12 protein-coding genes are annotated in these 12367 nt (G+C 68.8%); 5 read left to right on the top strand and 7 right to left on the bottom strand.

All coding sequences use genetic code 11. The annotated features are described in order from the left end of the window. Nucleotides 1–30: 30 nt before the first annotated feature. The 4 genes from ACH35V_RS41405 to ACH35V_RS41390 all read right to left on the bottom strand — a co-directional run bounded on the left by ACH35V_RS41405 (nucleotide 31) and on the right by ACH35V_RS41390 (nucleotide 4153). A complete protein-coding gene (locus ACH35V_RS41405; RefSeq protein WP_395980370.1) occupies nucleotides 31–1041 on the bottom strand; it encodes a hypothetical protein in 1011 nt (336 codons plus the stop codon). Nucleotides 1042–1312: 271 nt separating this feature from the next. Then, nucleotides 1313–2419: a ferritin-like domain-containing protein gene (locus ACH35V_RS41400; protein ID WP_395980369.1), complete on the bottom strand. Its 1107-nt coding sequence runs from the start codon at nucleotides 2417–2419 to the stop codon at nucleotides 1313–1315. A 454-nt stretch (nucleotides 2420–2873) separates the two neighbouring features. Next, nucleotides 2874–3482, bottom strand: coding sequence for a hypothetical protein (locus ACH35V_RS41395; RefSeq protein WP_395980368.1), 609 nt, complete (start codon nucleotides 3480–3482; stop codon nucleotides 2874–2876). 47 nt (nucleotides 3483–3529) lie between these two features. Continuing rightward, entirely contained in the window at nucleotides 3530–4153 is a 624-nt protein-coding gene (locus ACH35V_RS41390) for a TetR family transcriptional regulator (RefSeq protein WP_395980367.1), read from the bottom strand. A 151-nt stretch (nucleotides 4154–4304) separates the two neighbouring features. On the opposite strand from ACH35V_RS41390, the gene ACH35V_RS41385 reads away from it, so the two are divergent. The 3 genes from ACH35V_RS41385 (at nucleotide 4305) to ACH35V_RS41375 (ending at nucleotide 8298) form a co-directional block, all read left to right on the top strand. Further along, nucleotides 4305–5603 (top strand): GH1 family beta-glucosidase, encoded by a 1299-nt coding sequence (locus ACH35V_RS41385; RefSeq protein ID WP_395980366.1) that lies wholly within the window; start codon nucleotides 4305–4307, stop codon nucleotides 5601–5603. Between the two features lie 68 nt (nucleotides 5604–5671). Continuing rightward, on the top strand, nucleotides 5672–7546 hold the full coding sequence (locus ACH35V_RS41380) for a peptidylprolyl isomerase (protein ID WP_395980365.1): 1875 nt from the start codon (nucleotides 5672–5674) through the stop codon (nucleotides 7544–7546). A gap of 32 nt (nucleotides 7547–7578) precedes the next feature. Next, entirely contained in the window at nucleotides 7579–8298 is a 720-nt protein-coding gene (locus ACH35V_RS41375; protein ID WP_395980364.1) for a hypothetical protein, read from the top strand. Between the two features lie 5 nt (nucleotides 8299–8303). Here the strand turns inward: ACH35V_RS41375 and ACH35V_RS41370 are convergent, their stop codons facing one another. Beyond that, nucleotides 8304–8813: a hemerythrin domain-containing protein gene (locus ACH35V_RS41370; protein ID WP_395980363.1), complete on the bottom strand. Its 510-nt coding sequence runs from the start codon at nucleotides 8811–8813 to the stop codon at nucleotides 8304–8306. Between the two features lie 129 nt (nucleotides 8814–8942). Here ACH35V_RS41370 and ACH35V_RS41365 point away from each other — a divergent pair, with 129 nt between their 5' ends. After that, on the top strand, nucleotides 8943–9701 hold the full coding sequence (locus ACH35V_RS41365; protein ID WP_395980362.1) for a class I SAM-dependent methyltransferase: 759 nt from the start codon (nucleotides 8943–8945) through the stop codon (nucleotides 9699–9701). A gap of 8 nt (nucleotides 9702–9709) precedes the next feature. On the opposite strand, the gene ACH35V_RS41360 is transcribed toward ACH35V_RS41365, so the two are convergent. Both ACH35V_RS41360 and ACH35V_RS41355 read right to left on the bottom strand, forming a co-directional pair. After that, the gene (locus ACH35V_RS41360; RefSeq protein ID WP_395980361.1) at nucleotides 9710–10339 is read right to left on the bottom strand and encodes a TetR/AcrR family transcriptional regulator; all 630 of its coding nucleotides are present in this window, start codon (nucleotides 10337–10339) and stop codon (nucleotides 9710–9712) included. Nucleotides 10340–10447: 108 nt separating this feature from the next. Next, nucleotides 10448–10858: a hypothetical protein gene (locus tag ACH35V_RS41355; protein ID WP_395980360.1), complete on the bottom strand. Its 411-nt coding sequence runs from the start codon at nucleotides 10856–10858 to the stop codon at nucleotides 10448–10450. Between the two features lie 151 nt (nucleotides 10859–11009). On the opposite strand from ACH35V_RS41355, the gene ACH35V_RS41350 reads away from it, so the two are divergent. Beyond that, nucleotides 11010–12314 (top strand): alpha/beta fold hydrolase, encoded by a 1305-nt coding sequence (locus ACH35V_RS41350; protein WP_395980359.1) that lies wholly within the window; start codon nucleotides 11010–11012, stop codon nucleotides 12312–12314. Nucleotides 12315–12367: the final 53 nt, after the last annotated feature.

Here is a 12367-nt window from a genome sequence, read left to right as displayed (position 1 = left end):
CTGCGGGGCAACGCCCCGTCCCGGTGATCGTCAGCCGAGTCCCGGCGCCTCCGGAAGCCCGAGCCCGGACGCTTCCGGAAGCCCGAGCCCGGACGTTTCCGGGAGCCCGATCCCGCCCGCGTCCGGCAGGGACAGCGGGCCGTCCGCCGTCCGCTTCGCGGCGCCGCCCCGCGCCTTCAGCACCTCCACCACGCTGCCGACGCTGCTCTCTGTCTGACCGATCTCGCCGCCGACCTGGTTGACCGTGCCGTTCGCCTGGCCGAGCAGGTCGTCGGACGGCCCCGGCTGCGCGACCCGTCCGGCCCGCGGGAAGAGCGTCGTACCGATCGGCAGCCCGGCCGGCTGCACGGACCCGAGCGCGGACGGAACGTCTGGCAGCCCGGGCACCGGCCCAGAACCAAGCGCGGACGGGACACCGGCCAGCGCCATGCTGACCGGCATGGCAGCCCGCTGACCACCCGGCACCGCAGCGGACCGGTCGGCGGTCCGTCCGCCGGGGAGCGCGTTGTCCACGCCCGGCAGCCCGCCGAGCTTGCTGTTGCGCACCGCCGTGCCGACCTTTTCGGCGTCCTTGACGAGCGCCTGCGGGACCCTGGCGACGGCGTCGGTCGGCGGGGGCAGGTCGTCCGTCCCCGCGCGGCGGCCGGCGGAGAGGCAGTCGCCCTTGGGAAGCCCGCCCAGCGGGGCCTTGCCAAGGGACAGCGGGGTGTTCGGCAGACTCGTCCCGGCGTGGGAATTGACCGTCTTGCCCGGGTTCAACTTGCACCGCTCCGCACTCCCGGAGCGAAGGCCGGGCGACGCGGGCGCGGCGTCGAGGACGCCGTCGACCGCGCCCGTCGCCGTCTCGGCGGTCTGGCCCGCCGTCTGCCCGACCGGTTCGGGGAGCGCGCCGGTGACGGGCCCGGCCACGGCGGCCGCCTCGTAGAGGAGCGTGGTGGACGCGCCGGGCGCGGCGCTCACCGGTGCGGCCGCCACGGCGAACGCCGCGACGACCGGCGCGAGGACGGAGACGCTCAGCAGGCTTCTGGCGGATCGATTCATGATTCCCCCCGGGGATTTCGGACTGACCCTGCACGTGTAGGTGCGCGCCCGCGCGGTTTGCAAATCCGGCGCACCGTCGAGCGGGGACGTTAGTACAGCCCCCCGGCGCGCACCGCCAATTGGAGAATCAATTGGTAAACGCCATATAGATCTACTGAACCCGTCCGCCGACATCCCCACGCGCACCAAATGGTGACAAGTTCCAACAAAGTTCCCCGAAATGCGAAGCGGGGGCGTCCCCGAAGGACGCCCCCGCTCGACCCGATGGCCGCTATTCGGCCGCGCCGAGGGAGATGGCCTGGTCGACCTCCTCCTTGCGCCCGGCGAGCTCGGCCGCGTACCGCTCCTCGTCGACCTTTTCGGCGATCTCCTCGTCCTGCTTCATCAGCGCTTCGAGGTCGGCCTTGGCATTGTCGAGGACGCCCATGTCCGCATAGGCGGCCTGCACCTTCTCGCCCCACAGCCCAACATCCCGGACGCACGGGACGATCCGGCTGAACAGCAGCGACTGATAGAGCGTGTACATGTCGGAGTTGTCGACGAACTCCATGCATTTCTCGACCGGCATGCCGAGCTGCTCGAACACCTCGCGCCCCTTGAACCGGTCGCGCATCAGGTAGCAGCCCTCGACGACGAACTCCTCGCGCTCGGCGCGCTCCTTGTCGGTGAGCTCGGCGTAGTAGTCCTTGAGCGCGAGCCGTCCGAACGCCACGTGCCGCGCCTCGTCCTGCATCACATACGCGAGGAGCTGCTTGACGAGCGCGTTCGTCGACATGTCGCGGTACAGGCCGAACGCGGCGAGCGCGAGCCCCTCGATCAGGACCTGCATGCCGAGGTACGGCAGATCCCAGCGGCTGTCCTCCAGCGACTCGGCGAGCAGCTTCGCCAGGTCCTGGTTGACGGGGTAGTACATGCCGATCTTCTCGTGCACGAACTTCGTGTACAGCTCGACATGGCGCGCCTCGTCCATCGTCTGGGTGGCGGCGTAGAACTTGGAGTCCAGGTCGGGCACGGACTGGACGATGCGCGCCGACACGTTCAACGCGCCCTGCTCACCATGCAGGAACTGGCTGAACAGCCACGAACCCTGATGCCGTCCGAACTCGTCGCGCTCCTTCTGCGGCATCTTCTCCCAGATGTCCGACCCGAAGAGCGGGTTGAAGTTCTCCGGCAGCCCCGCGACGTTGACCGGATCCACCTCGACATCCCAGTCGATGCGCTTCTGCGCGTCCCACTGCTTGTCCTTGCCCTTCTGGTACAGGTTCAGCAGCCGGTCGCGGCCCTCGTCGTACTCCCACGTGAACCGGGCGTCGCCCGCCATGGGGACGTTCCACGTGTCCGTGGGGACAGGCGTGGCGTAGAGGTCGTAGGAACTCACGCGGAATCCTCCTCCGGGGGTGCGCCGCCCGATCGCGACGCGAGTCTGCTCCGCCCACCGCTTTACACACCTTCGTAACATGTAAAACCCTCACAGGACCAGCCCCGTGCGAGAACACGCTGCCTACCCCGCCCCCACCCGAACACCTAACCCCCGAGCAACCCACCCCGACGACCAGCACAAACTCGCCCAAACAACCAACCACCACCCCAGAAGCCCCCCACAAACAACCCACAACGTCCACTCAGCACGCCACCCGAGCCAACCACCCCGGCACGCGCCACCCGAGCTAACCAACCACCGCGCCACCCGAAGCGGCCAGTCGACAGACCACACATGAGACAGCCGACACGCCACCCGAAGGCGACCAGCCGACCACGCGGCCGGTCAGCGCAGCGCTCGGGGCGATCGGTCGGCGCGAGGTCGGAGGCGGCCGGTCGAGGGCGGGGTTGGGTTAGCGGGATTGGAGGGCGTCTAGGCCTACGGCTTGGGCTATTACCAGGCGGCGGTCTAGGCGGGGGTCTTTGATTTCTACGACGTAGCGGTCGCGGAAGCCGAACTTCTTGACGACGGAGAAGACGAGCTGGTCGCCGGCGTAGAAGTCGAAGTGGTACGGCCAGGCGAACGGGAGGGCGTCCACGTAGGGGATGAACTGCCAGATGCGTCGCAGGACCGCGACGGTCTTGTTGCGTTCGCTGCCCGTCGTGACGCCGAGGCCGGGCTGCTCCAGGTGCCAGGTCGAGGCGAGAAGCGACTTCTTGAAGTCCTTGCGGAAGACGCCGATCGGCTGGCCGTTCGCGTCCGTGATGTCGTAGGCGGACGCGAAGTCGATGCGCTTGCGGGCCTTGAATCCCAGGATCGGACGGGTCTTGGCGTCGTCCGCGTAGAGGGTGACCTGCTCCTTGAAGGCGAGGCGCTTCTGCTGCGCGAAGGCGAGCAGTTCGCCCTCGTCGCCGCCCGGGGCTTCGGCGTGCACCTCGTACTGGTTCACCATCAGGCGAACCCGCTGCCGGATCAGCAGCGTGTTCTGCGCCTGGAGCCGTTCCTCGTCCAGCGAACTCACCCGTTCTGTAGCGTTTTGCGGAGTCTGCCACAGATGGCGGAGTGCGGTCAGGCCTCCTCGATATGCGACGCCAGGTAGCCGTGGATCAGCCGCTCCGCCTCGGCGACGATCAGCGGATCGCCGCCCGGGTCGCGGCGGAAGGCCATCTTCAGGACGGCGTCGCCGGCCTCCACCGCGATGGCGAGCGCGGTGGCGAGGCGCGGGGTGTCCTGGACGCCGAACGACTCCACGATCATCTGGCGGAGCCGGCCGGCGACCACCGCGTTGTTGTCGGCGTGGGAGTCGAGCAGGTTGACGTCGGCGACGTCGCCGAACCGCAGCACGCGGAAGCCGGGCACGGTCCGGTGCATCTCGACGAAGATCTCGATGATCACGCCGACCGTGTCGGACCAGTCGCCGAAGCCGCCCGCGGCCAGCCGCGCCGAGATGCGCTCCCCGAACACCTCCAGGTTGCGGAGGGCGAGCGCCTGCGCGACGGCGCGCTTGTCGGGGAAGAACTGGTACACCGAGCCGATGGCCACGTCGGCGCGCTGGGCGATGCGCGTCGTGGTGAGGCCGTCGTAGCCGTCCTCGTCGAGGATGTCCGCGCAGGCGTCGAGCATCCGCTGGACGCGTTCGGCGCTGCGGCGCTGGGCGGGACGACGGCGGAGGGGAGTCCGGATATCGGTCACGCCACCATTGTCACCCGAACACGGCGGGCTCCGGCATGCGCAACGTGCCGTTCACCACCCCAAGGTCATGGGACTCTTCCGTGCGCACCATCCGGGTGCGTAATATCCGAAAGTAATTCGCATTTCCGGGCGGGCTCGGGGAGGGAACGCGATGGGGCTTCCGGACGGCTTCCGCTGGGGCGTCGCCACGTCCGCCTACCAGATCGAAGGCGCGGTCGAGGAGGACGGGCGGGGCCCGTCCACGTGGGACACCTTCGCCCACACGCCCGGACGCGTCCGCGACGGCCACACGGGCGACGTCGCCTGCGACCACTACCGCCGGTGGCCGGAGGACGTCGCGCTGATGGCGGGGCTCGGGGTCGGCTCGTACCGGTTCTCGATCGCGTGGCCGCGCGTCCAGCCGTCCGGGAGCGGGCCCGTCAACCCGAAGGGCCTCGACTTCTACGACCGCCTGGTGGACGGCCTGCTCGCCGCCGGTATCGCCCCCGCCGCCACTCTCTACCACTGGGACCTCCCGCAACCGCTCGAAGACGCAGGCGGCTGGATGAGCCGTGACACCGCCTACCGGTTCGCTGAATTCTCCTACCTCGCGGCCGAGCGGCTCGCGGACCGCGTGGAGATGTGGATAACTCTGAACGAGCCCGTGGTCGTCATGGCCTACGGCTACGCGTTCGGCGTCTACGCGCCTGGCCAGACGCTCATGCTCGACGCGCTTCCCGCGGCGCACCACCAGCTCCTCGGCCACGGTCTCGCCGTCAACGCCCTGCGCGGTCGTGGCGCCCGCCAGATCGGCCTGACGAACCACTATTCCCCGGCGTGGGCCGCGACTCCCGACGACCAGCCGGCCGCGGACGCATTCGACGGGTTCATGAACCGGCTGTTCACCGATCCCGTCCTTCTCGGCCGTTATCCCGATGTCATGGGGGACCCTTCGTTCGTCCGTTCTGAGGACGCCGCCGTCATCGCGACGCCCATCGATTTCCTGGGCGTCAACTACTACCAGCCGACGCGTCTCAAGAACCCGGGCGAAGGTCCGCTGCCGTTCGAGATCACCGACATCGGCGAATATCCGACGACCGGGATGGGCTGGCCGATCGTCCCTGACGCCTTCCTGTCCCTGCTGCGCGACCTCCAGTCGCGGTACTCGCCGCCGCCGCTCTACATCACCGAGAACGGCTGTTCATTCCCGGACGAGATCGGCCCCGACGGTATGGTGGACGACTCGTCCCGCATCGAATTCATGGACGCCCACATCGAGGCCATGCGGACCGCCATCGACGAGGGCATCGGCATTCGCGGCTATTACGCTTGGTCGCTCCTGGACAACTTTGAATGGTCGGAGGGGTACCATCCGCGTTTCGGTCTCGTCCACGTCGACTACGAGACGCAGAAACGCACGCCGAAGAAGTCTTACGGGTGGTATCGCGATCTCATTGCCGCGTCGTCCTAGGGCCGCCGTCCGGTGATCGGCGACTTGTGGATAATCTGCTCTCTCCGCTTCCGCCGTGGAGGTCCCGAATGCCCGACCCTCGCCCGCTGCGCTCGAACGATCCCCGCGAGGTCGCCGGGTTCCGGCTGACGGCCCGGATCGGCGAGGGCGCCCAGGGCAGCGTCTTCCTGGGCGAATCGGACACGGACCGGCGCGTCGCGGTGAAACTCCTGCACGCCGGGATCGGCCATGACGACCGCGCCCGGACGCTCTTCGAGCGGGAGCTGGCCGCGGCCCGGCGGGTCGCGCCGTTCTGCACCGCCCGCATCCTCGCCGCCGGGACGGACGAGGACGTCCCGTACATCGTCAGCGAGTACATCGACGGGCCGTCGCTGCGTGAGCACATCGCCGAGCAGGGTGTGGCGTCCGGCGGCGAGCTGGTCAGGCTGGCCATCGGCACCGCCACCGCGCTGGCCGCGATCCATGAGGCGGGCGTCGTCCACCGCGATTTCAAACCGGCCAACGTGCTGCTCGGCGAGGACGGCCCGAGGGTCATCGACTTCGGCATCGCCCGTCCGCTCGACGCCACCTCGGCCACCATGACCGGCGCGGTCGGCACACCGGCCTTCATGGCGCCGGAGCAGGTGGCGGGCTTGGCGGGCGGCCCGCCCCTGGACATGTTCGCGTGGGCGTGCACGATGGCGTTCGCCGCCAATGGCGTCCCGCCGTTCGGCAGCGACAACGTGGCGGCCATCATGCAGCGCGTCCTGCATGGGGAGCCGCAGCTGGGCGCGCTGACTGGAGAGCTGCGCGCGCTCGTCGCGTCTTGCCTGGCCAAGGACCCGGCGGCCCGCCCGACCGCACTGCAGCTCCTGCAGCGCCTGCTCGGCAACCGGCCGGACGTGAACGGAGCCCCGATCCCCGCCCCGGACGCCGACGCAGATCCGAGTGCGGCCCCAGACGCCGACGCGAATTTGGATGCCCGCGCGAGCCTGCTCGCCGAAGGGACATCGGCCGCCGCACTCGCACCGCCTTTCCTCGCGCCATCCCCGCTGGCGGCCGACGCCCCAGCGGCGCACGCGTCTGGACGGCCTTGGCCCGGCGCTCCCCCAACAGGCTCACCCACGTTCGGCCCCTATCAGCAGGGCACGGCGCCGATTGGTGGGCCGCCACCGCCTCCCGCAGGGTTCCCGCAACCGACGAACCCAGCGGCGCCTGGACGGTCAAGGCGTCCACCTCTGATCGTCGCTGGCGCGGCCGCCGCTGTTCTCCTGGTCACCGGAGGGGTCTCCGCCGCGGTCCTGCTCAGGGGCGATGCAACAAGGACGGGGACCGGAGGCGGGACGGGCGCCGGGCGGACGGGGACGCAACCGAATCCCTCAACGAAAACCTGTACCTACTCGCCGACGACTGGCACGACCGTCAAAGACGTAGGAGAACCGCCGTCCCAGGTGCCCGCAACCCAGCCGCAACGGGCGACCATCAAAACCAACCTCGGCACGCTGGAAGTGCAGTTGGACCCCGCCAAGGCGCCCTGCACCGTGAACTCACTCGCCCACCTTGCGAGCAAGAAGTACTACGACAACACCACATGCCACCGCCTCACGACAGGCGAGACCCTCAAGGTCCTGCAGTGCGGCGACCCGTCAGGGAACGGAACCGGCGGGCCCTCCTACCAGTTCGCGGACGAGATCGCGACCGGGTCCGGTTACACCCGCGGCACCGTGGCGATGGCCAATGCCGGGCCGAACACCAATGGCAGCCAGTTCTTCATCATCTACGGGGACACAACGTCCCTGGAGCCCAACTACACCATTTTCGGCCGGGTCACATCCGGGCTGGAGATCATCGACAAGGTGGCGAAGTCGGGTGCCGAGGACGGCAGCGTCACAGGGGCCGGTGACGGCCCGCCGAAGCAGAAGGTCAACATCACCGAGTTCCGAACGGCCGGCGGCGGCGGTTAGCGTCCGAACCGCTCGGATGGGACGATTCCGCAATGGCTGAGAAGGCCCGCGAGGCGGTGGTCGAGGATCTCTATGCCGCGTTCGCGGACGTCCCGCGTCCCGTGGAACTGGAGGGGTGCCCCTGCTGCGTCGGCCCCGATGAGGGACGGCCTCTGCTCGCCCGTCCCCTCCGCGACCTGACCGCCGCGGACCTGGCCCGGTACGCCGCCAAGGTATTGAACACCTGGGGCGGCCCGGAGGATTTCCACTATTTCGCTCCGCGCCTGCTAGAACTGGCGACCGAAGACGCATTCGACTGGCCGGACGTGGAAATCGTCTTCGGCAAACTCAGCCGGGCCGGATGGCGGGACTGGCCACAGCGCGACGCCATCGCCGCCTTCCTGGACGCCTTTTGGACTCGAACTCTCACCGACTTCCCCGCGAGCCCATCCGCGAGCTCTGCTATCTGCGCACTCGCTGGCACAAATTCCGAGATGACCCCTTGGCTGAACGAATGGGCCGGTGCGTTGATGTCCGAACCTGCCGTCCGTCACCTGCATGAGTTCGTCACGGAAAACCTGATCTGGCGGCGAGAGCGACCGCGTTTCACCAACGGGTACTGGGACAACACCTCCCGCTCATACCAGCAGGTCATCGACTGGCTAACCGGCGGCGAGGCCGCCGAAGCCGTCAGCGCCGCCTTCGCCCGGACGGACGACGAGGCGGCACTAGAACTTCTGATGGAAATCGAATCCAGGCTGAGCCCGGGCTGAGGTGGTCAGGCTCTGGGGGCGGCGGTTTCGCTGATTAGGAAGTCGGGGTGAGTGCGCTCCCAGTCCGGCATGTCCAGGGCGTTGAGCACCGTCACGATCCGCTTCTCCTCGTATACGAAGTGTGTTTCCATCAGGACGGCGAGGCTGTCCAGTTCTCTCCGCACAGCGAGGGGGTCTGATTCCTTGCCGAGTCCGGCTAGGAGTGTCTCCAGTCGTTGGAGGGATTCCTCGACCAGTTGGTGGTCGCGGCGCAGTTCGTCCAGTACGGGGAGCAGTTCGGGGAACTGCTGCGCGAGGGCCGGGAATGCCCCGTCCTCCTCGCCGGAGTGGTGCCGGTTCAACGCCGTGCAGAAAGTCAGGCGATGGGCCCGCAGTTCGCGCGGACGCGCCTCCGCGTCGTCCACGTCGTTTGCGTCGAGGTTCTCGCGGAGCGAGGCGAGTTCCTCGCGGAGCCAGATGTGCACTTCGATCAGCTGATTGCCGAACGCCATGAGGCGGTCGCGGGATGATTCCAAAGTCGTCCTATGATCCGGCGCCTCCATGCCCTCGACGTCCTCCTGCCGGATGCACCGCGGCGCTCACACGAGCCGATCATGACGCAGGTCAGCGGTCAAGTCCGGGCCGCCTGCCGCGACAATGGGAGCATGGACCGCACGTTCGAGGACCTGATCGCCGAGGCCGGATCCGTCTCCGTCGCGGGCTGGGACTTCTCCTGGCTGGACGGACGGGCGACGGAGCAGCGCCCGTCCTGGGGATATCAGCGGCTGATGAGCGAACGCCTGGCAAGGGCCGAAGCGGCGCTGGACGTCCAGACCGGCGGCGGTGAAGTGCTGGCCGGCGCCGCCCGGTTCCCGCCCATAATGGTCGCCACGGAATCCTGGCCGCCGAATGTCGACAAGGCCACGCGGCTGCTGCATCCGAGGGGCGTCGTGGTGGTCGCCGATCCCGACGAGCCGCCGCTGCCATTCGCCGACGAGGCATTCGACCTGGTCGTCAGCCGCCACCCCGCCACGGTCTGGTGGACGGAAATCGCCCGCGTCCTCGCACCCGGCGGTACGTACTTCGCCCAGCATGTCGGTCCCGCCAGCGTTTTCGAGCTGACCGAGTACTTTCTCGGGCCGCAACCCGAAGCGCGGCGGAAACGCCATCCGGACGTCGAAAGCGCTGACGCCGTGGCTGCCGGCCTCGAAATCGAGGACCTGCGCCTCGAACGGCTGCGCATGGAATTCTTCGACATCGGTGCGGTCGTCTACTTCCTGCGCAAGGTGATCTGGATCGTGCCGGGCTTCTCCGTCGACGCGTGCCGCGGCCATCTGCTGCACCTGCACGAGCAGATCCGCGAGGACGGCGTGTTCGTCGCTCATGCGTCCCGGTTCCTCATCGAAGCCCGCAAGCCTGGCTGACCGGGCGGTCAGCTCCGCAGGCCGTCCACTTCGGACTCGTACAGGAGGGCGGGGTCGAATTCCATCCCGCTGAAGTGGCCGGCGAGCTCCAGAGAGATCACGCCGTGCAGGCGCGTCCAGAAGGTCAGGGCGCGGCGCCGCACCGGGGCGGGGTGGGAACGACCCCAGTGCGTGTGTTCGTCCAGATGTGCGTCGAGGGCGGTGCCGTCCGCCGGCACGGGCGGGCAGGCATCGAGCATGATCGCCATCAGCTCCCCGGCGATCTTGGCGGTGTCGGGCGGGGCGTGGTAGCCGGGGATGGGCGTCCCGTAGATGAGGAAGTAGCGGTGGGGGACCTCGAGCGCCCACCGGCGGACGGTCTGGGCCAGGCCCGCGAGGTCGGTGCCGCCCTCGGCGGCGGCGTGGAAGGCGTCGGCCAGGCTGCGGTAGGCGTCCCGGATCAGCTCGGTGATCAGCTCGTCGCGGTTGGCGAAGTAGCGGTAGAGCGCCGGGCCGCTCATCCCCATCTGCTTGGCGATCGCGTTGAGGGACAGCGCGGACGCGCCCGCCGTGGCGATCTGCTCCCACGCCCGCTCCTTGATCTCCGTCCGCACCTGCGCCCGGTACCGCTCGCGGGGAGACGCCACGATCTCCGCCATGTCACCGCCTCTTCCGTCAGCTCAGCTCAGCACAGCCACCAGTGACGATAGGACTTCTGGACGCATTCTCCGGCAGCCCTCTTGACGTGGCACTGTAGCTCCCTCACTCTAGTTAGAGCCTATAACGATAGCGATAGGCTTTCGCGTTGGTTCGAGCTTGCTACGAGGAGTGCCGGACATGAGCAGAGCAACACGGCGAGCAGCGTGGACACTCACCGTCGCCGCAACGGCCGGGTCGATGATGATCACACCGGCTCTCGCCACGCCCGGCCAGAACCCGCCCAGCACGAACACGACCGCCGCGAACACGACCGCCGCGAACACGACCGGCACGAACACGACCGGCACGAACACGACCGGCACGAACACGACCGCCGCGAACACGACCGGCACGAACACGACCGGCACGAACACGACCGGCACGAACACGACCGCCGCGAACACGACCGGCACGACCACGACCGGCACGACCACGACCGGCGCGAACACGACCGGCGCGAAGGCGTCCGGCACGACCACGACCGCTGGGAAGGCGTCCGGCGCGACCACGGTCGGCGGGGAGGTGTCTGGCCGGGACGGGCCTGGTGGGGACGGTCAGGGGGAGTCGTTCGGGCGGATTGAGTGGCGGGCGTGTGCCGAGACCGAGTTCCAGGGGATGCGGTGCGGGACGATGCGAGTGCCGGTCGACTGGTCCAGGCCGGGCGGTGAGCAGCTCGAACTGGCGCTCGTTCGGCGTCCGGCCGACGATCAGGCGCGTCGCGTCGGCGCCCTGATGCTCAACAACGGCGTCGGACGCTCCGCGATCGAGCAGCTCAGGCTGGCGGTGAGGGCGGGCCTCCCCCACATCGCCGGGGACATGACGAAGCGCTTCGACCTCGTCGCCCTGGATCCGCGTGGGGTCGGACGCAGCACGCCGATCCGCTGCGCCGAGCCGCTCAGGCCGGCGGGTGTCAGCTACTTCCCTGACGACCGGCGGGCGTTCCAGAAGCTCGTCACCCACAACCGCGCCCTCGCGCGGGACTGCGTCCGCCGGAACGGCGAGCTGATGGCCAACGTCGACATCACCAGCGTCGCCCGCGACGTCGAGGCGGTCCGCAAGGGCCTCGGGGAGCGACAGCTCAACTGGTACGGAATCCTCTACAGCAACCTTCTCGGACGCACCTACGCCGACCTTTTCCCCGGACGCCTGCGCACGATGTACCTGGACACCGCGCTGGACAACACCGGCTCACCCCTCCGCCGGATCTTCAATGAGGCCAGCGCAGCGGAGCAGTCGTTCAACCGGTTCGCCGCCTGGTGCACCCACTCGGACGACTGCGTGCTCAAGGGACGCGACGTCGCCGCCGAGTACGACGCCCTCGTCGCCCGCGCGGACCGAGACCCCATTCCCGTGGCCGGTGGCGCCCATCGTCCGCTGACCGGCGAGGACATCCGCGTCGCCACCCAGGAGTTCATGAACGTCTCGTTCATCCAGTGGCCCGAACTGGCGAAGGCCATCGCCAAGGCCCAGGCGGGCGACGCCTCCGAATTCACCCGCAACCCCGACAGGACGCTCGATCTCGTCCAGGCCCAGGTGCCGACCTGCCTGGACAGCGCCCGTCCGGTCCGGACGTTCCAGCAGGTCGCCTGGGTGCGAAAGCGGCTCGCCGAGATCTCGCCGCATCTCGGCGGCGCGGTCAGCTCCTGGAACAGGTACGCGGGCTGCATCGGCTGGCCGATCGACGCCAAGCCGGTGGATTCCGGTGGGAAGGTGGGGGGCGCGCCGCCCGCGCTGGTCGTCCAGTCCACACATCAGGCGCTCGCGCTGCACTCTGAGGGCCGGGTCCTTGCCTCACAATTGCCCGGCAGCGTTGTTCTGAGCAGGGATGGCGATGACTACAGCATGTTCATGGTGTCCAAGTGCGTCCGGGACGCCGCCAACCGCTACCTGACTGACCGCGTCCTGCCCAAGCCAGGCACCGTCTGCACCGACTGACCCGTCCAGGCGAAGGCCCCGAGAGCCCCCGGTCGGCGACCCCGCCTTGGCCG

Origin of the sequence: Actinomadura sp. 1N219, from assembly GCF_044326405.1 — a bacterium.
In the GTDB taxonomy this organism is placed as follows: domain Bacteria; phylum Actinomycetota; class Actinomycetes; order Streptosporangiales; family Streptosporangiaceae; genus Spirillospora.
The sequence above is the reverse complement of the archived record's forward strand: the minus strand, read 5'-3'. Positions and strand labels throughout refer to the sequence as shown.

Excerpts from the sequence above, each read along its gene's own strand:
- ACH35V_RS41360 (WP_395980361.1), bottom strand. The coding sequence starts at position 10,339 with ATGGCGGAGATCGTGGCGTCTCCCCGCGAGCGGTACCGGGCGCAGGTG.
- ACH35V_RS41375 (WP_395980364.1), top strand. The coding sequence starts at position 7,579 with ATGGCTGAGAAGGCCCGCGAGGCGGTGGTCGAGGATCTCTATGCCGCG.
- ACH35V_RS41365 (WP_395980362.1), top strand. The coding sequence starts at position 8,943 with ATGGACCGCACGTTCGAGGACCTGATCGCCGAGGCCGGATCCGTCTCC.
- ACH35V_RS41405 (WP_395980370.1), bottom strand. The coding sequence starts at position 1,041 with ATGAATCGATCCGCCAGAAGCCTGCTGAGCGTCTCCGTCCTCGCGCCG.
- ACH35V_RS41350 (WP_395980359.1), top strand. The coding sequence starts at position 11,010 with ATGCGAGTGCCGGTCGACTGGTCCAGGCCGGGCGGTGAGCAGCTCGAA.
- ACH35V_RS41380 (WP_395980365.1), top strand. The coding sequence starts at position 5,672 with ATGCCCGACCCTCGCCCGCTGCGCTCGAACGATCCCCGCGAGGTCGCC.
- ACH35V_RS41385 (WP_395980366.1), top strand. The coding sequence starts at position 4,305 with ATGGGGCTTCCGGACGGCTTCCGCTGGGGCGTCGCCACGTCCGCCTAC.